Origin of the sequence: Candidatus Avelusimicrobium sp., assembly GCF_051874775.1 — a bacterium.
Classification (GTDB): Bacteria; Elusimicrobiota; Elusimicrobia; order Elusimicrobiales; family Elusimicrobiaceae; genus Avelusimicrobium.
In genome coordinates, this window is record NZ_JBJEGE010000027.1 from 35,986 (window position 1) to 61,173 (window position 25,188).

General features: G+C 48.9%; 24 protein-coding genes and 1 tRNA gene. 9 read left to right on the plus strand and 16 right to left on the minus strand.

Translation table 11 applies throughout. The features are described from left to right. The first annotated feature begins 23 nt into the window (after positions 1–23). Complete coding sequence (locus tag ACI351_RS05345) at positions 24–803, plus strand: TIGR02757 family protein (RefSeq protein ID WP_439734213.1); 780 nt, start codon at positions 24–26, stop codon at positions 801–803. 129 nt (positions 804–932) lie between these two features. Here ACI351_RS05345 and tilS read toward each other — a convergent pair whose 3' ends face one another. Continuing rightward, on the minus strand, positions 933–1,667 hold the full coding sequence (gene tilS, locus ACI351_RS05350) for a tRNA lysidine(34) synthetase TilS (protein WP_439734214.1): 735 nt from the start codon (positions 1,665–1,667) through the stop codon (positions 933–935). 43 nt (positions 1,668–1,710) lie between these two features. Between tilS and ACI351_RS05355 the strand changes: the two genes are divergently transcribed. After that, positions 1,711–2,076 (plus strand): response regulator transcription factor, encoded by a 366-nt coding sequence (locus tag ACI351_RS05355; protein WP_439734215.1) that lies wholly within the window; start codon positions 1,711–1,713, stop codon positions 2,074–2,076. Positions 2,077–2,130: 54 nt separating this feature from the next. On the opposite strand, the gene ACI351_RS05360 is transcribed toward ACI351_RS05355, so the two are convergent. From ACI351_RS05360 to ACI351_RS05370, 3 genes are all read right to left on the minus strand, one after another. Further along, complete coding sequence (locus ACI351_RS05360; protein WP_439734216.1) at positions 2,131–2,712, minus strand: biotin--[acetyl-CoA-carboxylase] ligase; 582 nt, start codon at positions 2,710–2,712, stop codon at positions 2,131–2,133. Between the two features lie 43 nt (positions 2,713–2,755). Beyond that, positions 2,756–4,759, minus strand: a complete 2,004-nt coding sequence (gene uvrB, locus ACI351_RS05365) for an excinuclease ABC subunit UvrB (protein ID WP_439734217.1) — start codon at positions 4,757–4,759, stop codon at positions 2,756–2,758. Positions 4,760–4,828: 69 nt separating this feature from the next. Then, a complete protein-coding gene (locus ACI351_RS05370; protein WP_439734218.1) occupies positions 4,829–5,506 on the minus strand; it encodes a MarC family protein in 678 nt (225 codons plus the stop codon). A 163-nt stretch (positions 5,507–5,669) separates the two neighbouring features. On the opposite strand from ACI351_RS05370, the gene ACI351_RS05375 reads away from it, so the two are divergent. Next, positions 5,670–5,744: transfer RNA gene (locus ACI351_RS05375), tRNA-Val, on the plus strand. Positions 5,745–6,179: 435 nt separating this feature from the next. On the opposite strand, the gene ACI351_RS05380 is transcribed toward ACI351_RS05375, so the two are convergent. Beyond that, positions 6,180–6,326 (minus strand): hypothetical protein, encoded by a 147-nt coding sequence (locus tag ACI351_RS05380; RefSeq protein ID WP_439734219.1) that lies wholly within the window; start codon positions 6,324–6,326, stop codon positions 6,180–6,182. 333 nt (positions 6,327–6,659) lie between these two features. Here ACI351_RS05380 and ACI351_RS05385 point away from each other — a divergent pair, with 333 nt between their 5' ends. From ACI351_RS05385 to ACI351_RS05405, 5 genes are read left to right on the plus strand one after another with little or no spacing between them, the layout of a single operon-like run. Then, positions 6,660–7,676, plus strand: a complete 1,017-nt coding sequence (locus ACI351_RS05385; RefSeq protein ID WP_439734220.1) for an AI-2E family transporter — start codon at positions 6,660–6,662, stop codon at positions 7,674–7,676. Beyond that, positions 7,673–9,013, plus strand: coding sequence for an MFS transporter (locus ACI351_RS05390; RefSeq protein WP_439734221.1), 1,341 nt, complete (start codon positions 7,673–7,675; stop codon positions 9,011–9,013). The genes ACI351_RS05385 and ACI351_RS05390 overlap by 4 nt, the downstream gene beginning before the upstream one ends. Continuing rightward, positions 9,014–9,901, plus strand: coding sequence for an N-acetylmuramic acid 6-phosphate etherase (gene murQ, locus ACI351_RS05395; RefSeq protein ID WP_439734222.1), 888 nt, complete (start codon positions 9,014–9,016; stop codon positions 9,899–9,901). Beyond that, positions 9,894–10,982, plus strand: coding sequence for an anhydro-N-acetylmuramic acid kinase (locus ACI351_RS05400; RefSeq protein WP_439734223.1), 1,089 nt, complete (start codon positions 9,894–9,896; stop codon positions 10,980–10,982). Before murQ ends, ACI351_RS05400 begins: the two co-directional genes overlap by 8 nt. Continuing rightward, complete coding sequence (locus tag ACI351_RS05405; protein ID WP_439734224.1) at positions 10,979–12,385, plus strand: glycoside hydrolase family 3 N-terminal domain-containing protein; 1,407 nt, start codon at positions 10,979–10,981, stop codon at positions 12,383–12,385. The genes ACI351_RS05400 and ACI351_RS05405 overlap by 4 nt, the downstream gene beginning before the upstream one ends. Here ACI351_RS05405 and ACI351_RS05410 read toward each other — a convergent pair. The 6 genes from ACI351_RS05410 to ACI351_RS05435 are packed head-to-tail and all read right to left on the minus strand — an operon-like array spanning position 12,380 to position 19,030. After that, positions 12,380–14,233 (minus strand): ComEC/Rec2 family competence protein, encoded by a 1,854-nt coding sequence (locus tag ACI351_RS05410; protein WP_439734225.1) that lies wholly within the window; start codon positions 14,231–14,233, stop codon positions 12,380–12,382. The two genes, ACI351_RS05405 and ACI351_RS05410, sit on opposite strands and share 6 nt — an antisense overlap. Next, on the minus strand, positions 14,233–14,826 hold the full coding sequence (gene recR / locus ACI351_RS05415) for a recombination mediator RecR (protein ID WP_439734226.1): 594 nt from the start codon (positions 14,824–14,826) through the stop codon (positions 14,233–14,235). The genes ACI351_RS05410 and recR overlap by 1 nt, the downstream gene beginning before the upstream one ends. 3 nt (positions 14,827–14,829) lie before the next feature. Beyond that, on the minus strand, positions 14,830–16,641 hold the full coding sequence (dnaX, locus tag ACI351_RS05420) for a DNA polymerase III subunit gamma/tau (RefSeq protein WP_439734227.1): 1,812 nt from the start codon (positions 16,639–16,641) through the stop codon (positions 14,830–14,832). A gap of 3 nt (positions 16,642–16,644) precedes the next feature. After that, on the minus strand, positions 16,645–17,085 hold the full coding sequence (locus ACI351_RS05425; protein ID WP_439734228.1) for a DoxX family membrane protein: 441 nt from the start codon (positions 17,083–17,085) through the stop codon (positions 16,645–16,647). 14 nt (positions 17,086–17,099) lie between these two features. Beyond that, positions 17,100–17,954: a hypothetical protein gene (locus tag ACI351_RS05430; RefSeq protein ID WP_439734229.1), complete on the minus strand. Its 855-nt coding sequence runs from the start codon at positions 17,952–17,954 to the stop codon at positions 17,100–17,102. Continuing rightward, positions 17,954–19,030: a 1,9-bis(guanidino)-5-aza-nonane synthase gene (locus tag ACI351_RS05435; protein ID WP_439734230.1), complete on the minus strand. Its 1,077-nt coding sequence runs from the start codon at positions 19,028–19,030 to the stop codon at positions 17,954–17,956. The genes ACI351_RS05430 and ACI351_RS05435 overlap by 1 nt, the downstream gene beginning before the upstream one ends. Before the next feature lie 142 nt (positions 19,031–19,172). On the opposite strand from ACI351_RS05435, the gene glyA reads away from it, so the two are divergent. Further along, positions 19,173–20,420, plus strand: coding sequence for a serine hydroxymethyltransferase (gene glyA, locus ACI351_RS05440; protein ID WP_439734232.1), 1,248 nt, complete (start codon positions 19,173–19,175; stop codon positions 20,418–20,420). A gap of 67 nt (positions 20,421–20,487) precedes the next feature. On the opposite strand, the gene ACI351_RS05445 is transcribed toward glyA, so the two are convergent. The 5 genes from ACI351_RS05445 to glmU all read right to left on the minus strand — a co-directional run bounded on the left by ACI351_RS05445 (position 20,488) and on the right by glmU (position 24,750). Further along, positions 20,488–21,012 carry a type IV pilin protein gene (locus ACI351_RS05445; RefSeq protein WP_439734233.1) on the minus strand — a complete coding sequence of 175 codons (525 nt, stop codon included), beginning with the start codon at positions 21,010–21,012 and terminating at the stop codon, positions 20,488–20,490. 137 nt (positions 21,013–21,149) lie between these two features. Then, on the minus strand, positions 21,150–21,710 hold the full coding sequence (gene pth, locus ACI351_RS05450) for an aminoacyl-tRNA hydrolase (protein ID WP_439734234.1): 561 nt from the start codon (positions 21,708–21,710) through the stop codon (positions 21,150–21,152). Positions 21,711–21,713: 3 nt separating this feature from the next. Next, the gene (locus tag ACI351_RS05455) at positions 21,714–22,373 is read right to left on the minus strand and encodes a 50S ribosomal protein L25 (protein ID WP_439734235.1); all 660 of its coding nucleotides are present in this window, start codon (positions 22,371–22,373) and stop codon (positions 21,714–21,716) included. 36 nt (positions 22,374–22,409) lie between these two features. Next, positions 22,410–23,354, minus strand: a complete 945-nt coding sequence (locus ACI351_RS05460; RefSeq protein ID WP_439734236.1) for a ribose-phosphate diphosphokinase — start codon at positions 23,352–23,354, stop codon at positions 22,410–22,412. Next, entirely contained in the window at positions 23,347–24,750 is a 1,404-nt protein-coding gene (gene glmU, locus ACI351_RS05465; protein ID WP_439734237.1) for a bifunctional UDP-N-acetylglucosamine diphosphorylase/glucosamine-1-phosphate N-acetyltransferase GlmU, read from the minus strand. Before glmU ends, ACI351_RS05460 begins: the two co-directional genes overlap by 8 nt. Positions 24,751–25,188: the final 438 nt, after the last annotated feature.

Here is a 25,188-nt window from a genome sequence, read left to right on the forward strand (position 1 = left end):
ACCAAATTGCTAGAATATAGGGAATGAAAAAAACTGCTTTATTTCTGGAACGCGTATATGCAAAATATAATCGGCCGGAGCTGATCAGTCCCGACCCGCTGGAATTTTTATCCCGCTACACCTCCCCGCAGGACCGTGAAACGGCCGCTTTGCTGGCCGCGTGTTTTGCATACGGAAACGTCAAACAAATTTTAAAGAATGTAAACGCAATCTTGGAAAAAATGCACAACAGCCCATACCAGTTTATTTTACATTCCACACACGCCGGTCTGCACCGCACATTTAAAAATTTCCGTTACCGCTTTACGGGAGAAGAAGAGTTCTGCGCGTTTTTATGCGCCGTTAAACGCGTACTTAAAAAATACGGGTCCTTACAAAACTGCTTTTTGGCCCATTTTACCCCCCAAGACCAAACCGTCCTGCCGGCGTTGCGCGGTTTTGCACGCGAACTACGCTCCGGAACCGATTTACACTCCCTGATACCGAATCCGGACAAAAACAGTGCGCTCAAACGGTTAAATTTATTTTTGCGTTGGATGGTACGCAAGGACGCGGTGGATTTGGGACACTGGACAAATATCTCTCCCGCCAAGCTGATTGTTCCGCTGGACGTACACCTGCACCGCATCGCGCGGAAATTAAAACTCACCCGCCGCAACGCCGCGGATATGACCGCCGCGCTGGAAATCACCTGTGCCTTTAAAAAATGCTGTCCGCACGACCCCGTCAAGTACGACTTTTGCCTGACACGTTTTGGAATACGCGAGGATATGGACTACGAAAATTTAGACGCTTTCAAATAAGGGATGCAATTTTTACACCGCATTTCCCGACAAACTTTCTAATCCGCCAATGTAAAAAAGTTGGCTTGGCACAAATGATATTCCACCCGACATATTTACAATACCGTGCGGACGCATAATCGGAAACGTTCATTTCTTTTTTTCCAACAAAGCGGCCATTTCCTGTGCCAAAAGCGCCAAATGCGCGCGGATTTGCGGCTGCTTTGTTTCTAGCATAGGTAAAAGCGTACCGCGCACCCAGTTGCGGGTAAACGCATCGTCAGTGTTGGTTTTATCTGTAACGAAAGAAAGACCGTTTTGATGAAGATATTCTTCGGTTTCTGCACGGGTAACACACAGAAGGGGCCGGACAATTTCCACTTTTTTATCCAGCGCGCGGCGCACCGGAATACCGGCCAAACCTTTAGCTCTGGTACCGCGCAGCAAATTTAAAAGGAAGGTTTCGGCTTGGTCGTCCAAATGATGTCCAAGCGCCAGTTTGGTTGCACCCCACGCGCGGGCTGTTTTTAAAAAAGCGTGATAGCGGGCTTTACGCGCCGCGTGTTCGGGACTTAAATCAAACTCCTTGGCCAGTTTTTTGACGTTTACTTTTTCACAAAAAAAAGGAATATCTAGTTCGTTGCACAACTTTTTGCAAAACCGCTGGTCGGCCGAAGCGTCCTTGCCACGTAATCCGTGGTTAACGTGCACCGCCGCCAGTGCAAAGTGCTTCTCCCGCGCCAAATAACGCAGGAAATGTAAGAGACATACCGAATCGGCACCGCCGCTAAGCCCCGCCAACACCATATCCTCCCTATCAATCAGCCGGCCAGCAAATGCGCGCATACGGGGAAGAACCGCAGCATTAAAACTTTTTTTTGTCATATAAAAAAGTATAATAAATAAGTAGGAGCATTAGAAAACACTTATGAAAAAGAGAATTTTAATTGTAGAAGACGAATCCGGAATCATTGCGCTGTTACAAATGGTATTGGTGCGCGAAGGATATGAAGTACATTGCTGCCAGACAGGGCGCGATGCCATCTCCTCTATGAAAACGGTTCATCCGCATCTCGTTATTTTAGACGTCATGTTGCCGGGTTTGGACGGTGCCAGCATCGTACGCATTATGGGGGAAGACGAAACATTGGCTTCCACGCCCGTTATTGTTACCTCGGCGTTGGTAGAATCGGAAAAAATGTTCCTGCCGTTCCCGCAAGTAAAGGGGTTTTGTTCCAAACCTTTCGTTTTAACAGAATTTGTCGCCAAAGTAAAACAGGCGCTCGGCGATTAATTGTAAATCATCAAAAAACCCGCTCAAACGAGCGGGTTTTTTATTGGCGAAAATTTAGTGTGATGACATAAGCCAACACGCATAATACTTCCAAAAATTCTCCAAGAGCTCGTCCAAAAACAGTTCTTTACTTGTTTCTGTACCAATCAATTGTTTCAAACTGACGGACGAGGCTTTGGCTGAAGAGGATAGCCGATTGTTAATGTTTACACCTACACCCAAAAGGATATAATCCCCCTCCGCCGAAGCTTCCGCTAATACGCCGCCCATTTTTTTCCATTTATGGTCTTTTACCGTCCACGCTGACACATCTCCGTTTGCGGCCGCTTTGGTTTTTACGCCGAATACGGATGATACCGTGAACGACACGGCCTCAGCTGTTTTTTCAACCAGAGATCCCAGCGCAGACATCGGTTTGTTCGGACGCAAAATCAACGTAAAATATACGCCGCCTTCCGCCGCACTAAAAGGGTGTCCGTCACGTCCGTAAGACGCGGTTTGCTCACAGGCTAACACAAGCGTGCCTTCCTGTTCACCGGAGGCGGCCAATTTCTCGGCCAGCGTCTGCGTGCTGGGCACGGTTTCCAAACCAATCACTTTGGTAACAGATTGTAAAGGGATTTGTCTTTCTTCCATAGTTATATTTTACCAATTTAATGTACAAAACGCGGCAGTGCGGTTATTTTTTCTTACCGACTGTTACGCTCATCTGGCGGATTTCAAACAAACGGTCGCGCAGTTCGGCGGCCAGTTCAAAGTTAAGGGCATCCGCTGCTTGGCGCATTTGTTCTTCAATGTCCTTCTCCACCGCTTTAATGTTTTTAATCGTCGGTATGGGCAGTGTTTCGCTTAAAATACCGAATGCGCTTGTTTTGGTCTGTTGTTCAAATTCCTTAATTTCCACTTCCGTTTTTTGAATGGTTTTAGGCGTAATATGATGTTCTTTATTATACGCTTCCTGCAATTTGCGGCGGCGGTTCATTTCGTTTAACGCGTACTTAATGGAATCGGTTTTGCGGTCCGCATACAGAATTACTTCGCCTCCCGCGTTACGTGCGGCGCGGCCCGAAATTTGGATAAGTGTTGTCGTATTACGCAGAAACCCTTCATTGTCCGCGCCCAAAATAGCCACCAACCCTACCTGCGGAATATCAATCCCTTCGCGCAAAAGATTAATACCGACAAGTACATCAAACTTGCCTTGGCGGAACTCTTTTAAAATTTCCACGCGGTCCAACGACTCGATATCCGAATGTAAATACCGTGTTTTAATATTCTTTTCCGTAAAATATGCGCTTAAATCTTCCGCCGTTTTTTTAGTCAGTGCAAGCACTAATGTTCGTTCCCCCTTTTCTTTGTGCTCGTTAATTTTGTCCACCAAGTGGTCAATTTGGCCGGTAGTGGAATGCACCATTACTTTTGGGTCTACAAGTCCTGTCGGGCGGATGACCTGCTCCACGATATTATTTCCGCAAACCGTCAATTCATACGGCCCGGGGGTAGCCGACACAAAAACGGTAGACGGAAGCAGACTTTCAAACTCGTCAAATTTAAGCGGACGGTTATCCAATGCAGACGGCAGACGAAACCCGAAATCCACCAACATCTGTTTGCGCGCGCGGTCCCCGTTAAACATACCGCGTACCTGAGGCAGGGCAACGTGCGACTCGTCCACCATCATCAAGAAATCATCATACCGTTTGAAATAATCCAACAAACACGATGGTCTCTCCCCCGCTTTACGTCCGTCCATATAACGTGAATAATTTTCAATGCCGGAACAAAAACCCGCCGTGAGCAGCATTTCAATATCGTATTCCGTACGCTGTTTTAAACGGTAGGCTTCCATTTCTTTGCCCATTTTGATAAGTTCTGCGTGACGCAGGGCCAGGTCGCGGCGGATTTGTTCAATAGCATTATACGTATCTTCATCTGTTGCCACAAAATGTTTGGCCGGATAAATCCACGCTTCTTCAAGCTCCGCCAGCACATTGCCCGTAACGGGGTGGATTTCATAAATATGAACGATAGTCTTGCCCGCAATTTCAATGCGAAGCGCATTTTGACTGTAGGGCGTCATTATATCTACATTCGGCCCGCGCAGACGGAAGCGGCCGGAGATAAATTCCATTTCATCGCGGTGGTATTGGATTTTGATTAAACGGCCCGAAAGTTGTGCACGCGTCATTTCCGAGCCTTTCTTAACGTAAATACGCATTTCACGAAATGAATCAGGCGAACCAATGTTGTAAATGCACGACACGGACGCCACAACGATAACATCCTTACGCGCAGTAAGCGATGTAGTGGCTTTCAGACGGAGCTTGTCGATATGCTCGTTGACAGCGGAGTCCTTTTCAATATACGTATCCGTCTGTGGAATATATGCTTCGGGCTGGTAATAATCGTAATAAGAAATAAAGTATTCAACTGCATTTTCGGGGAAAAACTGTTTAAACTCGGCATACAGCTGTGCGGCCAGCACTTTGTTAGGCGATAAAATAAGCGTTGGTTTGTTAAGCCGCTCAATAACATTGGCCATCGTAAATGTCTTACCGGAACCCGTCACCCCCAACAGCGTTTGGCGTTTTTTGCCTGCCAATACGCCTTGCGTTAAAGCTTCAATTGCTTTAGGTTGGTCTCCTGCAGGTTTAAAATTAGATACGAGTTTAAAGCGTCCCATATTCTTATTTTACCTATCTTATACACATAAAAAAGGCGGCTGTAAAGCCGCCCCGCAAAAACGTACGGATTAATCGCCCGCGTGCGTAAAGGTGGAATCGAGCACCCCCGGCAGCAGCTGCGAAACGCCGTCAATCATAAACTGCATCGCAATCGCGCACAAAATCATACCCATAAAACGAATGACAATCTGCGTACCGTTTGGCCCGATTTTATTAAAAATATAACGGGAACTGACCAACACCACACCTACCGTAATGGAACACACCAAAAGCACCAAAAGCATCATTGCCGCCATTGCAAACGAAGTGCTTTTTTCCGCATATAATACCACGGTGGTAATGGACCCGGGACCAATGAAAAGAGGCATCGCCACCGGCACCAAAATATGACTTAAACGGTTGCGGGCTTGGTCGAACGTGCTGCCGCTGGCAGCGGCGGTTTCAATACCGTGGCTTTCAAACTTACTTTTACCCTGTAACATACGAAGCCCTACCGTCAAAATGATAATGCCGCCCGCCAACCGAAAAGCGGGAATCGTAATACCGAATACGGTTAAAATGCCGTTGCCGCAAACGAAAAAAGTGGCCAGCAAAATAAAAATGGATAACGTCATCAAAAGAGCAACCGCGCGCTGCACTTTGGGGGTTTCATTCTCCACGTGTTCCAAGAAAATCGGCATATTTCCGATCGGGTTTAAAATAGCCAACATACCGATAAACGCGTTGACCACAATACTCCATTCCATATCTGGGGAAGGCTCCTTAAATTAAGAAATCGCCCGCCGAATGACGGACGTTTAAACTATAAATATAGTATATAAAATTCGCGCGGGAACGACATCCCCCGCGGAAAATAAAACTTTTCAAAAGGATGAGGAAAGTGCTATAATTAAAATATCAAAAGATTTTGGGCAGTTGGCGCAGCGGTAGCGCGTCCGCCTCACACGCGGAAGGTCACAGGTTCAAATCCTGTACTGCCCACCATTTAACGCAAATCCTCCACTACCGTGGGGGATTTGTGTTTTATATTGCGGGGCAGTAAGCGGGCCAACTGCTTGGCCCGCGTCAGGATTTGAAAGGCGCAGCAATGTTTTTGTTTGAGGTGCGAGCCGTACCGGCAAGCGCCGAAAGGCAAAAACCGCGAGCCCAGCCTGTAGGAAAATTCCGTCAGGAATTTTACCGGAAGGCAACGTCTGTACTGCCCACCATTTAAACAAGAAACCTATGCTCCGTGCATAGGTTTTTTGTTTGGATATTGGCAGTAAGAACGCAAACAACAGTATGCCGCCTAATCCGCAAAAAACCATCGGAAACAGTAATGCACCGCCCCAAAAACGGCTTACTCGCTACGGAAGCAACACATTCGTCTCCAATCCTTCCAGCCTACAATCCTTCTACAAGCACTGTGCGGGCAGTTGCTCAGCTAAGATATCCCGCGGTTTGTTCATCATTTTTTAGTGCGCGGTTCATACACGCAAAACGGCCCGCCCCTATTTCCGCAAACACGATATTATAACCGTTTGAATCGGCGGTGATATTGTCCAACAGTCCTTGTTCCGTGAACAATTTTCCCCACGCGGGATTATGTATGGCCCTTTATTTCGTATGCAGCAGCAGTCTGTGATCTCGTTTCTCTTGCAACGTTGCGCATGATCCACAACATCTGGAAATCGTCATAAGAATATCCTTTTGGCATATTTCCGCAGAACCCCGATACTCGCGTCTACATACACAAGCGGAATGTTGTTCTTGGCAGCAAGAGCCGCACTATAAGCAGCTTCCATTTCTGCAAAAATCCCGTTAGCCAAGCAATATAAAAAACCTCTCTATTTGCTCCGTATGATTTTTATTTTTCACATACCTCGCCCGGTATGCTATACTAAATACAAGAGAGGATTTATGCCCACAAAAAACACGCACGATAACGTAGCTCCCATCAACAACATCTGTCTTATGATTTTGGCCGCCACAGCCGCCACTATCATCTTAGTGTACACTAAAGTAATGCTGATGCCGTTCGTCATCGCTTTGTTCATTTCTATGGTGGCCAGCACGCTGGCCGAAACAATGAAACACATATGGAAAGTGCCTTACGTATTGGGTTTGGTAATCACATTTGCGGCGTTTCTGGCGGTTATTACACTATCGGTACTATTCATTTCCAGTTCGATTGAAAGCTTTATCGCCGGAGCGGATATTTACTCCGAACGCGTAAGCGACACCATCGACTGGTTCCTTTTCAGCGCGCAAAAATATGGGATCAACGTAAACGCCGAGTTTGTAGCAGAAAACGTCTCCAAGCTGCCGGTGTTTAATGTGGTAAAAAGTGTAGGCGGCACGCTTGTGTCCATTTTAACCAACTTAATGCTGATTACACTTTTTCTGATTTTCATTTTTATGGGCAAAGCGGCGGAAGACAAGCCCTCTCTCGTGGGCAATATCCAACGTCAGATTTCGTTTTACTTAATCGTTAAAATTTTCGTATCATTGCTGGCGGCCGGATTTACGTGGATTGTACTAATCTTCGTCAAAACGGAACTGGCCTCTATGCTCGCGGTGCTGACGTTTGTGCTTAACTTTATCCCTAACATCGGGCCGTTTATTTCCACCTTACTTCCTATGCCCGTATTGTTCCTGCAGTACGGGTTTGATTGGCATATTCTCTTGACGCTTATCTTGCTGACCGCTATTCATTTTGTCATTGGCAATGTACTGGAGACGAAATGGCTTGGCAAAGGGATGGACTTGGATCCGATTGTCGTCATCGCCAGCTTGCTTTTTTGGGCGATTGTATGGGGAATTATGGGAGCGCTTTTGGCCGTGCCGTTAACAGCTATTATTAAAATGGCGCTTGAACGCAACGAAACCACTAAACCATTGGCTGACTTACTGGCTGGGAAATACGCATTTAAATGAAAAAATTATCTCCGTGGGCGTTTATTCCCACTTTATATTTAGCAGAAGGATTTCCGTACATTGTTATCAATACGGTGTCGGCGGTGTTGTATGCGGATCTTGGTTTCTCCAACGAAAAAATCGCATTTTGGACGGGCTGGTTGTATCTGCCTTGGATTTTAAAAATGTTTTGGAGTCCGCTCGTAGACGCCCGCAGCACCAAACGGCGTTGGCTTTTGGCGGGACAAACCGTTCTGGCGGCGGTATTTTTACTGGTGGGGATGTGTGCGGCCGTATCGGCTTTTTTACAAAATGCGGGAAGTATGACTTTTTTTACTTTATCGCTGTTCGGTTTTTTATTTGGCGCGTTTGCGTCCGCTACATTGGATGTCGCCACCGACGGATATTACCTGCTTGCGCTTACGCCGCGCGAACAAGGTTATTTCGTTGGTATCCGCACTATTTTTTATCGTCTGGCGATGATTTTGGGCAGTGGCGCATTAATTTCCGTCACGGGGGCGCTTGCTAACCCGAATCCAAAATTATCTCTTGATATAATGCCGTGGCCGTACAACTGGGCCGCGCTGTTCGTATTTCTCGGTCTTTTGTTCGCCGCATTCGCCGCGTGGCACAGCAAAATTTTACCTGCTCCGGCAGAGGACAAACCCGTTTCATCCAACAGCGCAAATGCTTGGAAAGAATCCTTTCAAACGTACTTTTCGCAGCAAAACATCATCTACATTTTACTGTTTATTTTATTGTACCGCTTAGGCGATGCGCTCCTAGAAAAAATCGTACCGCTCTTTTTGCTTAAACCGCAGGATACGGGGGCAATGGGAATATCTTTACAGTATTACGGGCTGATTAAAGGCACACTCGGGCTGGGAGCAGTTATCGCGGGTAATTTGGTCGGCGGATGGCTTCTCGGCAAATTGGGTTTCAAAAAGTGTATCTGGCCGTTTGCCGTTATTTTGATTTTGCCCAATTTTTTCTACGCTTATATGGCGTGGGCCAAGCCCTGTTTGACCGTTACTGCCTTGCTGATTACCCTTGAACATCTGGGCAATGGACTTGCGATGATGGCATTTTCCGTATTTATTATGTACGTTTCGCAAGGAAAATACAAAACCTCCCACTACGCCATTTCCACAGGAATTATGGCACTTGGGATGATGGCGCCCTCTATGCTATCGGGCAAGCTGCAAGCGGAATTAGGATACGAAAATTTCTTTTTACTGGCTTCTGTTATTAGTTTATTCACGCTGGCCGCTATCCCGCTGACAGGAAAAATTCAATCCATTGAAAAAACCGAACAGGCATTTAAACAACACAAAATAAGTCTTTCAGACGGAGACTAAATGAACACAAACGCGCTGCCTACTGAACAAATAAACCCGCGCACCCAAGGGCTTGATAAAATGACGCCGAAACGCTTGGCCCGTGCGTTTAATGATGAAGATTTTAACGCTGCCAGAGCCGTACAAAAAGCGAACAAAGAAATTGCGGCTGTCATCGTATTGGCCGCGCAAGCATACGCTGACAAGAAAAAAATTATTTTTATGGGAGCGGGCACCAGCGGGCGGCTCGGCATTTTGGAAGCGGCGGAATGTGTTCCCACATTTGGAACGAAACCGTCACAGATCATCGGGCTGATTGCCGGCGGGAAACAAGCAGTGTTCCGCGCCAAGGAGGGGGCGGAAGATGACGATAAACAAGGTGCAGCTGAAATTTTGAAAACCGCCAAACGCGGGGATCTTGTCATCGGGCTGACTGCCAGCGGCCGCACCCCGTACGTAATGGGCGGGCTGAAAGCGGCCCAACAAATAGGCGCGCGCACCGCACTAATTTCCTGTAATGCGGGGGCGGATATCGCCCACACCGAAGTGCATATCTGCTTAGCCACGGGACCGGAAGCGCTCAGCGGATCCACGCGAATGAAAGCGGGAACAGCTACAAAAATGGCCTTAAATGCTATTACTACGGGAGCGATGACGCTGTGCGGCAAAACCTACGGCAACCTGATGATTGACGTGCGCCCCACCAACGAAAAGCTCGTCGCACGGGCCGTGCGGCTTATCTGCCAGGTGGCGGGAACGGACGAAAAAACCGCCAAAAAATTATTGGCTTCTTCGGGCCGAAGCGTTAAAACGGCCGTCGTAATGCACAAAAAAAATGCGGATAAAACGCAGGCGGAAAAACTCCTAAAAAAACAAAACGGTTTTTTAACCAAGGTGATTGATGACTAAAATTGCACTCGGCCTTATGAGCGGAACCAGCGCGGACGGACTGACCGTCTGCGCCGTGCGTCCCGCGCCGTTTAAAATTTTACATTTCAAAAATTATCCTTATCCCGCCGCTCTTCAACACCGACTGTTAAATGCGGGAAAACTGACCGTTCCTGAACTCAGCCGCCTGCATTTTGAACTGGGCTCGCTGTACGCCAAAACCGTACGGAAATTTTTAAAAGATTTTAATTTGCGCGCCGAAGATATCCTTGTCACCGGCTCGCACGGGCAAACCGTCTACCACGGGCCGCACGATAAAAACCCCAACACGCTGCAAATCGGCGATGCATCTTTTTTGGCAACTGAAATAGGTGCACCGGCAGTAAGCGATTTCCGCGCCAAGGACATTGCTCTTGGCGGAGAAGGAGCCCCGCTGATTCCTTTTTTCGATGAATATATTTGGGGTAAAGGTTCCCCCAAAATTTTGCTTAACATTGGCGGAATATCCAATGTTTCCATCGTAGGTAAAGATATAAAAACTTTTGGGTTTGACATTGGCCCCGGCAACACGCTCATAGATTTAGCCTGCCAACAGCTTTTACACAAACCGTTTGATAAAAACGGACAGACGGCTGCCAAAGGCACGCCGGACAAAATGCTGGTAGAAAAATTGCTCAAGCAAAAATTTTTCACGCAAAAACCGCCCAAAAGTTTGGATAAAAACGCATTTGGACAAGCATATCTAGAAAAGTATTTTGGATTTCCGAACTGCCAAAACGTGCCGGATTTACTGTCCACCCTAACTTATTTTACGGCGGCGGCCGTGGCGAAAGCGATAATAGATTTTGTACCCAAAAGACTGCGGAAAGAACTGGTTGTTTCCGGTGGAGGATGTTCCAACCAAACGCTGTTAAAATTCTTAAATGAACTCCTGCCGCACCTAAAATTGACTACTACGCTTGCCTACGGGATTGACCCGCAGGCTAAAGAAGCTGCGGCGTTTGCGCTGTTTGGCTGGCTGGCACTCAAACGCAAAACCAACCACTGCTCGCACGCAACGGGCGCGCGGAAGAATGCCGTCTTAGGAAAAATAACTTTATGAACGTAAATCGCCTGATTTATGCCGGTTTTTGGTTTGGTAAAACGGACAAACAAGACGCGCTTAAACTGGCGCGGCGCGGGGTTGGCGGTTTTTGCATTTACGGCGGTACGCGCGAAGCGGTAAAAGAACTAGTGCGCGACCTGCGCGAAAACTCCCCGCTGTCCCATTTATTTATCTGCGCCGATTATGAGGACGGACTGGGCCGCTGGATTGGCGGCGAACCGTGGGTTTTGTCCAATTTGGCCGTCGGCGCAAGCGCAAGTGCGGAAATCGCTTACCAAAAGGGACTGACTCTGGCGCGCGAAGCGCGGTCAGTCGGTGTAGACTGGGTATTCGCACCCGTATTGGACTTATGCGACGAACCGAAAAACCCCATCGTAAACACCCGCTCGTTCGGAGCGGACCCGCATCTTGTTGCCCGTTTGGGCGCGGCCTTATGCAAGGGGCTTTCGGACGGCGGCGTTCTGAACAGTATTAAACATTTCCCCGGCCACGGGCGCACCGCTCAGGATTCCCATTTAGGGCTGCCCGTTTTGCACCGCACGCTGAAAGATTTGCAAGAAAACGAACTCGTCCCATTTGCGCACGCACTGCCGGCGGCGGACAGCGTGATGATTGGGCATTTATTAATTCCATCTTTGGACGAGCAAAACCCCGCATCGCTTTCGCACAATATTATCACCGGGATTCTCAAAGAAAAAATGAATTTTGGCGGTCTTGTATTTACGGACGCGCTGTGTATGAAGGCCATCGGCGATGAAAAACAGGCTTCTTTAAAAGCCTTACAGGCAGGCGCGCATATTTTATTGGCGGCGGAGGATTCCGTTGCGCTGTCCGACTTTTTAGAAAAAAATCTGCCGTCGGACGAAATCATCGCCGCGTCTGAAAAATTGCAGGACGCGCTGGTGCAAAAACTCACGCCTGCGCCAAAAGAAGGATTATCCCCCCAAGCGTTCAACGCGCGCTACGCGCCGGATTGTGCCGTTTGGACGGGCGAAAATGTACGGTTGGAACGCGGCCGGACCGCCGCTTATTTGGAACTTGGAAATAACGAAAGTTTTGCCGCACAAGATTTTTTAAACACGCTGAAAACCGCAGGCATACGCCTGGTAAAAGCGGGAGAAAAAGCAGACGTGCTGCTGGCCGTTTCGTTCTCCAACTACAAGGCGTTTAAAGGACATATTAATTTGTCGCCCGAAGAACAAACCGTTTTGGAAACTGCGGCCAAACAATATAAACCATCGGTTTTTATCAGCTTTGGAAGTCCGTTCGGTGCGGAAAAAATTTCCGCCTTAACAGCCAAACTCTTTCTGTTCAGCCCCGCGCGGGAAGCGCAAATGTGTGCGGTGCAAATTCTTTTGGGTGAGCAACAGGCGCACGGAAAAATCCCCGTACAGTTATAATTTGATTTTCACCGTATCGTTTAGCCGCCCGTGCACGACGGATCCGTCCGCCTTACGTAAAAACCGCGCCTGCGCGCCGATACACCATTCGCCGCCGGACGTTTCAAAACAGTAAGAGACGTCGTCTTTCTTCGTACCTGAGTAACCCTTATTTTCCCACAGACGGCCGTCTTTGGTTTCGTGCAGGCCCCACACCATACGCACGCGCACAGGAACAGCGAAAATAAATTCACCGGGCCAAACGTCTTTAAACGGTAAAACGGTGTTATCGGCCAAGCGTTCCCACGCATAGTTAGCCTCCGCCGAAAACGGCAAAAACACATCTGCGCGGCGAACACCCGTTTTATATAACGCGGGAAGCATTTTCTCTTCTTTAATACCGTCCCCCAGCACAAACGTTTCCCCTCCGCGCAACCGCACCACGGCGGAAGAACGGTTCCATTCGTTCAGCAAATATACCTCCGCCTCCGGCCGGGCGATATACTGTACGGCCAGCGCAAGCGCCATAAACGCGAAACACGCCGGAGCAATTTTACGCGCAAAATTTTTAAGCGGCAAATTGAAAAGCAAAAAGAGCCCTGCGTAATACGCTGCCACTGTGCCCGCTCCCCAGGAAGACGACGGCAGTGCGGACATTTTAAACGAGGCGAAAAATTCCACCAAGGTTTTAAACAACCACAGCGCGCCGTAAAGCGGCCAGTATAATACACCGCCCGCATGCAGGGCATAAAGCGCCGAATACGCAAACCCGAGGCCCATCACGCATGACGCGAGCGGCACCAAAACCATATTGGACGCAAGACCCGTCACCGACACTTTATAAAATACATTGGTAAATACCGGCAGCAGCACGAGCTGAGTGGAAAGCGTCGCCAAAAAAATCTGCACGAAAAAGGTGAGCCATTTAGGCCATGTGGCGGGCGGAGAATAATTGTTCAGGCAAACAATAATCGCCAGGGTGGCAAGGAAGGACATTTGAAAACCGGTTTCAAATACCGCCGCCGGCTGAAAAATCAAAATGGCAAAACACGAAACCAGCAATCCTTGGAAAATGCCGCTGTTGCGCCCGAGCAAATACCCCAAGCAGGCGCAGATCGTCATAAAATACGCGCGTACCAAAGGCGCGTCCGCTCCCGCTACCAACGTGTATACGCCCGCGGCCGCCAGCGCGGCAAACATCATCTTCCGCCGTCCGAGCCCCGCAAAGGAACAAATAAACAGTACAATCAGCGTTACAAAACCCACGTTCCCGCCGGAAGCCACTAACAAGTGAATGGCGCCGCTGTCCTGAAACGCGCCATACAAATCCTGCGGGAACTCGCCGCGTTCCCCCAGCGTAACGCCGCCGGCAATCCCCGCCAGTTCCGGCGGGAAAGAATCGTCAAACGAGCGCAAAACGGCCGTGCGAGCACGGCGTATCCAACGGATAAAAAACGGTGCGGGTTTTATAACGGCGGCGTCCGACGCTTTTATTTCCGTAAAAATATTTTTAAGCGCCAGATAATCCCGCCAATCAAAATTGCCGAGCAAATTAATACCGTACGGTTTTTGCAATTTTCCCGTAACCAACACAGTGTCCTTCCACTCCGGCTCGAAATTTTTAAACCGCGCATACACCGTTCCGTCTGCGGGAAAACCGTTTACGGACAACACTTTTACCGCCGCGTTTTGGACGTCTTTCTTGGAAACGGCAAACCCGTCTACACGGCCGGTAAGCGTTACTTGTTTTTGGGAAAGAAAATGGAAAACGTCCCGCTTGGAAGGAGCGGGACTGTAATAGAAAACGAGGGCTAAAATATACGCCGCAAGTACCCACAACAGCGGCCTTTTGTAGACATCCGGATGCATTAGAGTTTGGTACGGCCTTTTAACGAATATCCCAGCGTCATTTCATCGATATAATCGATGTCTCCCCCCAGCGGTACGCCGTAGCCGATACGCGTTACCTGCCCAACTAGTCCGCGCAACAAATCCGCCAAATACAACGCGGTCGTTTCACCTTCGCTGTCCGGATCGGTGGCGATGATAACTTCTTTTACCGGCGGCTGGGAATGTTGTACGCGCTCTAGTAGTTCGCGCACTTTTACCTGTTCTGCTCCGCGCCCGTCCATTGGGGAAATGGCACCGTGAAGCACGTGATATAATCCCTTGTACGCGCCTGTTTTTTCGATAGCTTCGATATCCTGCGGATCTTCCACTACACAGATAAGACTATGGTCGCGGTCTTGGTCGCGGCAGACGGAGCAAAGGTCATCCTCACTATAAGAAAAACAAACCGAGCAGAGTTTAACATCCTGCTTTACCTGCAAAAGCGCGTTAACAAATTCTTCCGTTTCGCCCTGAGATGCACGCAAAAAATACGCGGCAAAACGCTCCGCCTGACGGGGGCCTACCCCCGGGAGACGGCGAAGCGCGCGGACTAAACGGTCTAAACTTTTCATAAACTAAGCGAGTAGCTCCCCGGGAATGACTTCCAAAATTTCCTTTAATTCTTCCGGCGTATCCTGCGCCACCGTGTAAGAAGAAGGCTCAATATCCGCCGCAAAATTACCGTTTACAAAGGGTTCTTCGTCTAAAATAATATTATCCGCAACGTCCGTTTTTGTAGCAGCCGGTTTAGTTGCGCGCACGGGCGTGCATCTGGCCGCGGGCGAAGCAACAGTTTCCGCCGGAGCCGTACCCAGTTTAAATTTAATTACACGGCCGGAAATCTGTTTGGCGGCGTTTTCCAAATCCGCCAGCTTATTTTGCGCGGGAATTTGATAAAATTCTTTTCCGGTAGAAAAACCAAGCGTCCATTCACTTTCCCCAAACGTCACGGAGCAGTTCGTCATCACGTCGTACACAAACGGGCTTTTTTCAAAATGCTTCAGCATTTTATCCCAAATCTGGCGGTTGGAAATGGCAGCGTTCAGGGTGGGAACGTCGTTCTGCGGCGCGGCGGACGTCATTTTTTCAACCGCCGGAGCCGGAGCAAAAGCGGGTTTGGGCGACGGTTCCGGTGCGGCGGCCTTGAGAACGGAAGCGGCCGCGGAACGCATAACGGGCTTTTGGACCGGCGGCGTTTGACGCGCGGGCGGCACGGACGGACCGGACGAAACGGCTCCGCCGCCGCGTTCCAACGCTTCCAAGCGGCGCACAAAACCTTCGATATCCAAGCAGCTGTCCATTACCGTAAACATACCCACTTCCGCGCTGATGAGCGCGTTGTCGGAAAATTTTACTTCTTCGATAATTTTATTCGTCTTGCGCGACAGCTGCGCCAAAAATCCCGCGCTCACGCCTTCAATCACTTGTTTGGCGCCGTCAAAAGGTTCCTCCCCCTGACCGAGGGCAAAATAAAACAAATCGCCCAGCGCGTTTTTTAAATCTTTCAAAAACGAATTTGCGTCAAACCCTTCGACTTTAAGCGTATCAAACACTTGGTGGAGGGCCGCATTGTCTTTTTGCACAAGCGCGCGCACGGCGTTCCCAATCAGTTCGTCCGGCGTAAGCCCCAGCATTTCGCCCACGAGTTTTTCGTCAATTTTGTTGCCGGAATACGCAATGGCGCGGTCCATCAGTGTCAGGGCGTCGCGCATGGCGCCGCCCGCGTTTTTGGCGATGATTTTCGCCGCGGCGGGCGTTAAATCGATATTTTCCGCGCCGGCGAGGTCCAACAGGTGGGTGGTAATTTCTTCCGTCGTAATCGGGCGGAAGCGGAACGTCTGGCAGCGACTGACGATGGTGGCGGGCACTTTATGTTTTTCCGTAGTCGCCAAGATAAATACCACATGGGCGGGCGGTTCCTCAATCGTTTTTAAAAGCGCGTTGAACGAGCTGGTGGAAAGCATGTGTACTTCGTCCAGGATAAACACTTTAAAACGGTCGCGCGTAGAGGCCAGCGCAACGGTATCAATAATCGCCTCTCGTACTTTTTCCACCTGCGTATTACTGGCGGCGTCTAGTTCCAACACGTCCAAATCCGCGCTTTGCGCAATTTCCACACACTGCGGGCACTTGCCGCACGGTTCGGCAGTCGGTTTATCCGTTCCGGCGCCGGTACAGTTTAACGCTTTAGCCAAAATACGCGCCGTGGTGGTTTTCCCGCAGCCGCGCGGACCGTAAAATAAATACGCGTGCGCGATACGGCCCGAGGTCAGCGCGTTGCGAAGCGTTTTAGAAATGCTTTCCTGCCCAACCATATCCTCAAATTTCTGCGGACGGTATTTATTGGCCAAACTGACGTACTGCGTAGTCGCTTCTGTATTTTCCATAAGTTAACCTCTGAATGTTTTCTGCGCGCGGCGCACCGCGTGTTTATAATCCAAACTGATTTTCCCCGGGCCAAGCATTACCGCCGGAAGAAGAGATGTAATCAACAGCAAAATAAGCGCAACGTAAATTTTATTCACATCCGCCGCAAAGAAAATTCCCCCCGCACCCACGGTGCATATCACACTTGCGGCGGCGGCTGCGCGCGTGAACCAACCTAAAATAAGAAGAAGCGCCAAAAACAACTCCACCACCAATACCCCGAGGCCCAACGGGACGGGCAGCGGAAGCCCGAGTGCGGTGGCGTTGTATAAAAATTCCCGATAAAAAAGCAGACACCCCGCCGCCACATAAATGAGCGTCAGCCCGCTTAATAAACGGGTTAAAAAAACGGTAATCGAAAAAAGATTTTCGTCTATATTACAGTGTAAATCAATTTGGCGCACAACAAGCCTCCGTACTAAAAATCCACTTCGGCGGACATAGAAAAATAGGTTTTGCGGTTTGCTTCGCGGCGCGGTTCGAACACTTCCACCCCACCGGAAAGAGAAGTGCGGCCCCAATTTACCCGCATCCCCGCGCTGACGGACAACGCCGTTGCGCTGCGTTCAGCGTAATTGTACCGCCCGACGGATACGTACGGCGTGATAAAACTAGTCCGGTAACTGACACGCACCGCAGCTGCGTCTTTAATAAATCCTTGGATAACCGCCGTCATAAACGGAATATCCGCCCAACCGAATGTCACATCCGCAGGGAAAGAGCTGTTCTTATATTGTATCACTTTCTGCCACGCGGCTTTCAAGTCCCAAGCGGCCAGTTCCGTCTCTGCCTGCACGAATGCAAAAGTTTCCACTTGGTGAAACGAAGAATACAAATCGTTGCCCAACTTATCTACATACGTTTTATAGCGGTTCTGTCCGAAAGCTACCCCAAACAGCGGATTTTTTAAAATCCCCCATCGGTAAAACGGTTTCCATTGCGCGCCGGCAGAATATCCCACCGCGCGGTACCCCGCCGCAGTAGGTTGCCAAAAAGCGGAAGCCGTCAGCTGCCAGTCGTCGTTCAATTCGTAAGAACCCTCCAGTTTATAGCGGGAAATAGAGCCGGATTCATCGTATTCTTTATCGGTTTGGCGATAGTATTCATAATGGGGGACAAACACAAAGCCGTTGTCCAAATCCGCCAGAAAATACCCGCGCACCGCCGAATAACCGCGTTCTCCATTTACCCCCGAAAAACTGAGCTGCCCGTAGCATAACGCACACGGGCAGATCAGCAGGACTAAACTTATTAACGCGTTTTTTAGCCGCATTATTTTTTCGCTTTTTTGGCTTTTAGCGCGGCGATTTTGGCGTCCTCGTCTTGTAAGAATTTAATGTAGTTGGACGCTTTGCGTTTCTTCCATGCGCCTTTATGGTAGCCGTAGCCGATGATGAATGGAATTAACGTCGTACATTCGCCGTACACCATCTGTTCCAAAGCGGTGGAAACTTTACCCCAAGAAGAGGCTTCTTTTAAAGTAGAACCGGAGAGCGCACCGTCGCGCACGTCTGCTACGGTAATTTGCACGGCATATTTGTGCATTGGAGCATCCATTCCCAAAATTTCGGCAGCCACTACGGTGTCCTGCGCAAAATTTTTCGGTACGCCGCCGGACCACATCATTAGACCGGTCTCTTTGGCTTTGATTTTGATTTTTGTTAATTCCAAAAAGTCTTTGGCACTGTCAATAGACACGTGGGCTTCGGGGTGTTCCGTCTGGTGGGCGACAAAGCCAAAACCGGCGGAGCAGTCCGAAAAAGCAGGCACGAACACGGGCACGCCGTATTTGTACGCATTGTAGACAATAGAATCTTTACCTTTGCCTTTTTTCTCCAGCCATTTGCCCATTTCCCAAATAAATTCGCGAGAAGAGTAAGGGCGGGGTTCGAGGTAGTTACAAATTTTATGGATAGTTTCGTCGCATTCTTTCAATTGGTCTTCATCAATATAGGTATCGTAAATACGGTCTATGTGCAGATCGCGCAGGAGGTTGTCATCCTGATTGTAAGGGGTACCGATATAGTGTTTGTAACCAAGGGCTTCAAAGAAATCTTGGTCCACAATGTTGGCGCCGTTGGAAACAATCGCGTCGACCATATTGTTTTGGATCATATCCACCACTACTTTTTTCATACCGGCGGAAACCAACGACCCCGCGATGCACAAAATGACGGAGCATTTCTTATCGGAAAGCATCATATTATAGATTTTGCTCGCTCTGGCTACTTCGCGGGAAGCGTAAGCCATACTCCCAAAGGCGTCCACCAAGGGGACCACATTGTATTTTTTCAAATCAATGTGTTTGATGGTGTCTTTGAGAAAGTCTTTTTTGGTAAGTTTTGCCATTTCTTTTACACCTCTGCTGGATTTATTTACTTCTATTTAGTAAATTATATTAAATAACACGCGGATTTCCTAGAAAAATATGTAAAATTTCCGCGCAAAAATAAACAAAAAATCAAACTGTCCGACCAAGGAGGGTTTTAGTATGTATCCCGATTTGAAAAAAACTGATCCCGAAATCTTTCACGCAGTAGCCCAAGAACTTACCCGCCAACGTGAAAAACTGGAGCTTATTGCTTCCGAAAATTTTACCTCTATGGCAGTTATGCAGGCACAAGGTTCCGTGCTGACCAATAAATACGCCGAAGGCTATCCTAACAAACGTTATTACGGTGGCTGCGAATATGTAGATATGGTGGAAAGCGTAGCCATTGAACGCGCCAAAAAAATCTTCGGTGCTGAACACGCCAACGTACAGCCGCACTCTGGCGCGCAGGCTAATATGGCTGTTTATTTTGCACTCTTGCAGGCCGGAGACACTGTGTTGGGACTCAACCTATCGCACGGAGGGCACCTGACCCACGGACACCCGATGAATTTTTCGGGTAAACTCTACAATATAATTGCGATGAACGTCCGCCGGGATACAGAACAAATTGATTATGATGAAGCCGCCAGACTGGCCCTTGAGCATAAACCCAAATTGATTATGGCAGGCGCGTCCAACTATTCGCGCGTATTTGACTGGCAGCGCTTAAGAGAAATCGCCGATTCGTGCGGCGCGTATTTGGCGTGTGATGTGGCACACTATGCGGGACTTATCGCCGCGGGAGAATACCCGAACCCCGTGCCGTATGCCGACGTAGTTACCACTACCACGCACAAAACCCTGCGCGGTCCGCGCGGAGGACTTATTCTGTGCAAAGAAGCGCTGGCCAAGCAAATTAATTCCGCCGTATTCCCCGGAGTGCAGGGCGGACCGCTGATGCACATCATCGCCGCCAAAGCCGTTTGCTTCGGCGAAGCATTAAAACCCGAGTTTAAAACGTACCAGCACCAAGTAAAAATAAACGCTGCCGAACTCGCCAAACAGCTTACAGCGCGCGGATATCGGTTGGTGGCCGGAGGAACAGACAGCCACGTAATGTGCATTGATTTGCGTTCCAAGGGGCTGACGGGCAAAGCGGCCGAAGCCGCACTCGACAAAGCGGGCATTACCGCCAACAAAAATACCATTCCGTTCGATCCGGAAAAACCGTTTGTAACGAGCGGGCTTCGCCTTGGTACACCCGCCGTTACCACGCGCGGAATGAAAGAAGCAGATATGGCACAGGTGGCCGCGTTTATCGACGAGGCAATTTTGCACCATACAGACGAAACATTCCTGCAAGAGGAAGCCGGACGCGTAAAAGCATTTTTGGAAAAATTCCCGCTGTATCCGGAATTACACTAATCTGCGAAGATAAAAAAGCCCCAGATTTTTCCGGGGCTTTTTATATTTATATCCGTATGCACGACCTTTAATAATAAAAAACATAGACGTTAGTATTGTTAGAACTTAGTGCGTCGCGTTTTTTTCCCATAGATTGGCAAACGCGTTCTGCCACCCCGCCGGATTTATGGGGATAGCAAAGCCCGCTGTATCCCAGGTTGGACAAGGGCCCATAATAATCGACAGTATATCCTCTTCCGGCATTAAAAGTAATGAGATTGGAAGTAACCCATAACGAAAAGCTCCCGCCATCCACATTATAGCGTATACTCTGTGAAGATTCAGTTTTTGACTTATAATTTACTTCTATGTCCAACAAATCCAAATCCGCAGTATTCATCCCATTAGCCAGTTTGTAAGCTTCCCGCGCGAGTTGAATATTTTTAAAAAGAGGCAACATCCGCGCCACCCGAGCTTTTTCCACCGCCGCTTGATACTGCGGCAGAGCCACTGCTGATAAAATACCGATAATTAAAACAACCACTAACAGCTCTATTAACGTAAATCCGGGATTTTTCTTGCCGGAGAATAATTTTTGATAAATTCCGTTCATATCCCCAGTTTATCAAAAAAAAAAAACGGGTCAAGGCGCCGCAGAGCGCAGTCTGCAAACAGCCCGCAAAAGGCCGCAACATACAAAAAACTCCGGTTTTAGGCCGGAGTTTCTAGGGGTTAATAGCATAAAAATAGTTAATTAAATCGGTTCATCGCTTTTTCAAGCCCGTCGGAAAAAAAGGTCTCCACTGCTTCCACCGCGCGGGACAGCGCGTCCTCTAAAGCACTTTCCTGGGATTTGGGGAAATTGGACAATACAAAATCGGCCAAATCAAATTTATCGGGTTTTGGGCCGACCCCCACACGCAGGCGCGGAATATCCTGCGTGCCCAGCTGTTCAATCACGCTCTTCATTCCTTTTTGGCCGCCGGCGGATCCGTTTTTGCGAATACGCAGTTTGCCAATCTCCAAAGCCACCTCGTCAAAACAAATCAAACAGTTTTGCGGCGCAATTTTATAGAATCGGGCCAAGCTGGATACAGCCCGGCCCGATTCGTTCATATAAGTAGACGGCTTGAGCAGGAAAACTTCGTGCCCGCCCAAAGTAACCTTGGCATATTCTCCCAGCCTCTGCCAGGCGTTCCAAGATGCTCCCCACTTGCGCGCGGCTACGTCCAACACCATAAATCCGGCATTGTGCCGCGTACGCGCATATTGGGTTCCCGGGTTGCCCAGCCCTGCCAAGAGATATTGCATAAGTTATTTTTTGGCCAAATTGCCTTCTTCGTCTTTTTTGCCTTTGGTGGAAGAGCTTTCCGGCTGCGCGGCGGCATCGGCGGCAGGCGCGGCAGGAGCTTCTTCTTCCTCTTTCGGAACCATCAAGTGCACGACGGGGGCTTCTTTGTCGGTTACGAGTTCCACGCCTTCGGGCAGTTTTACTTCTCCGGCCAAGATACCTTTGTTAATCGTCATCGGAGTGATATCCAACACGATTTCGTGCGGAATGGCGCTGACCAACGCGCGCACTTCGAGTTCGCGCAAGATGTGTTCCACGATAGCGCCGTATGCGGTAACGTCGGCGGGGGTACCTTCAAGTTTAAGCGGAACGACGACGTCCATTTTATCTTTCATGCTTACGCGCTGAAAGTCGGCATGGATTGGATTGTCGGTCACGGCGTGGTATTGGATTTCTTTGACAAGCGCGAGTTCTTTTTCGCCGTTCAAAGCGATTTCCACGATGGTGTTTTTACCGGCTTTGACGATTTTTTCCAAATCTTTTACGCTCACGGTAACGCTGACGGGTTCTTTATGGCCGCCGTACACCACGGCCGGAACTTTCTTCTCCGCTCTGATTTGGGAGAGAGCTCCTTTCACGCCGATCCCTTCGCGGGTAACGGCAGAGATGCTAACTTTTTCCATTGTATCCTCCAAGTATTTTTCGTTAAAAAATTTATTTTAATTAAACATATCGCTGATGGACCGTCCGTCATGGTTTCGCTTAATAGCGTCCGCCAGCAAATACGAAACAGACAGCACGTCCACTTTCGGCCCCAAGTCGCGAATCGGAAGCGAATCAGAAATGATTAACTTTTTGATATCGGACTTGTTGATTTTATCCATTGCGTTACGCGACAAAAGACCGTGCGTACACGCCGCGTAAATTTCGCGCGCGCCGCGTTCTTTAATCTTTTGCGCCACGGTGGTAAGCGTACCGGCCGTGTCTACGATGTCGTCAAAAATAATCGCTACTTTATCTTTCACGTCGCCGATGACGTTGTACACCACGGCTTCGTTGGCTTTGGGGCGGCGTTTATCAATAATAACAAGCCCTGCGTCCATACGCGCGGCGAATTTGCGGGCGCGTTCCACGCCTCCAACGTCCGGCGAAATAACCACAAGATCGTTGCGGTCAAAATCTTTAAAATAATCCAAGAACACTTTGCGCGCGCGCAAATGGTCTACGGGAATATCAAAAAACCCCTGTATCTGGCCGGCGTGCAGGTCTACTGTCATAATACGGTCCGCGCCCGCTTCGGTAATCAGGTTGCTGGCAAGTTTGGCGGTAATCGGCACACGCGGGGACGCTTTGCGGTCCGCACGGGCGTAGCCAAAATACGGCATCACGGCCGTGATTCTGCCCGCACTGGCGCGTTTAAACGCGTCAATCATAATTAAAAGTTCCATCAAATTTTCGTTGACAGGAGGGCAGGTGGGCTGGATGATATAACAATCGTGTGCGCGTACGCTTTCCAGGATTTGCACGTCAATTTCTCCGTCGGCAAACCGTTCCACACGCAGTTTGCCCAAGTCCATATTCAAGTGTTCGCAAATTTTCTGCGACAGAGCAATATTGGCATTGCCGGAGAAAATTCTTAAATCACCGTTTACGCTTTTAGTCATTTTTTTTCACACCTTTCTTTTCCAAAACAACCTGACGCGTACGGGCAATTGCCAGAGCTTCCGCCGGAACCTCTTTGGTAATTGTTGACCCCGCGCCGATTTTTGCATATTCGTGCACCGTTACCGGCGCCACAAAATTGACGTTAGACCCTACAAACACGTGATCTTCCAATACGGTTTGGTGTTTGTTTTTACCGTCATAATTGCAGGTAATAGCCCCCGCCCCCACGTTCACGCCGGCCCCCATAATGGTATCCCCGATGTAGCTCAAGTGGTTGACTTTGGAACCTTCCCCAATGACGGATTTTTTTATTTCGGAAAAATTGCCTACTTTCGCGCCTTGTTTCAGCACTGATTTCGGACGTAAGTGTGCATACGGTCCCAGCTGACAGTTTGCTTCCACCTCCGACTCTTCGATATACGTCCCCATTTTTAAAGTTACGTTATCGCCAATGACGGAATCTTTGATATAGCAGTTGCCTTCAATATAGCAGTTCTTGCCAATGACTGTTTTGCCGCTGATATAGCAACCCGGGCAAATCCACGTATCCACGCCGATTTTCACCTCGGAATCAATAAAAACCTCTTTTGGACGCACAAGCGTCACGCCTTCGTCCATTAACCGTTTAGCGACGCGGTCGCGCAAAATTTGTTCCGCTTCGGCCAGCTGTGCTTTGCTATTTATACCTAAGGCCTGCTCGTAATCGTCGCTACCGAATACAAGAACGGACGCATTCATCTGCTTGATGAGCGCAAGCGTATCGGTCAAATAAAATTCGTGCTTAGGGCCTTGCGGCGTAAGCTGAGTAAGCGCGTTTTGCAGCAGTTTGGAATTAAAAACATACATCCCGCTGTTGATTTCAGCGATTTTTTTCGTTTCTTCATCCGCATCGGCGTCCTCAGTAATGTTTTCAAAATGTCCGTCTACGGCGCGCACGATACGCCCATATCCTGCCGGATTAGGAACCGTTACCCCCAGCACTAACGCGCCGCAGCCATTGGCTTCATAAACGTCAAACATCTGTTCCAGCGTTTGAACACGCAACAGCGGTGTATCGCCGTTAAGCACCATTACGGTTTCAAATTTTTCAATTAAAGGAAGCGCAGCTTTAACCGCCGAAGCGGAGCCGGATAAATCGGTTTGGTGCGCAAACACAACGGGCGCACTAACGCCCCACGCAGCTAAATTATTTTTTACGGTATTAATTACTTCGTCCGCGCCGTGGCCGACGACAATGCCTATCGCCGCAGGGCCAAGCGCCTGCGCCGCTTTTAGAATATGGGCAATTATCGGGATTCCGCAAACAGTATGAAGCGGTTTGGGAAGAGGGGATTTCATCCGCGTGCCTTTGCCGGCCGCCAGAATGAGTACGCACAGATTTTTTTTGGCTACCATTTTGTTTAACTCTTGCCTAAAAAGAATCTAACTTGTTCAAAAACAAATTATATAAATATTATACCAAAATCTTACAAACCGGCCAAGCGGCGGATTTTGATACCTCCTGCCTTAGGCCCGGGCATTATGTATATTTTAGCATTTTAAAAAGAGGAAGGGGAATGTCCTTAGATTCCCGAACAACGCGCGCCGCACCCTGCGGGAATGACGGCAAGGGGATCGGTAGATATTAAGAAAACTGGATCCTGAAACCCTATAACTAGACCCCGTATTACAACCTTACGGGGTGACGCCAAGAGGAAAAAGCGTCAGTTCAGGATGACGACAAAAATCGGTAGCTTCTGAGACACTGCGGGCCGCCAACGCTCGGGGATGACGTTTTTTGTTTGTATATAATCAGTCATCCCGTGATGTTGCTGCACGGGATCTACTTTATTT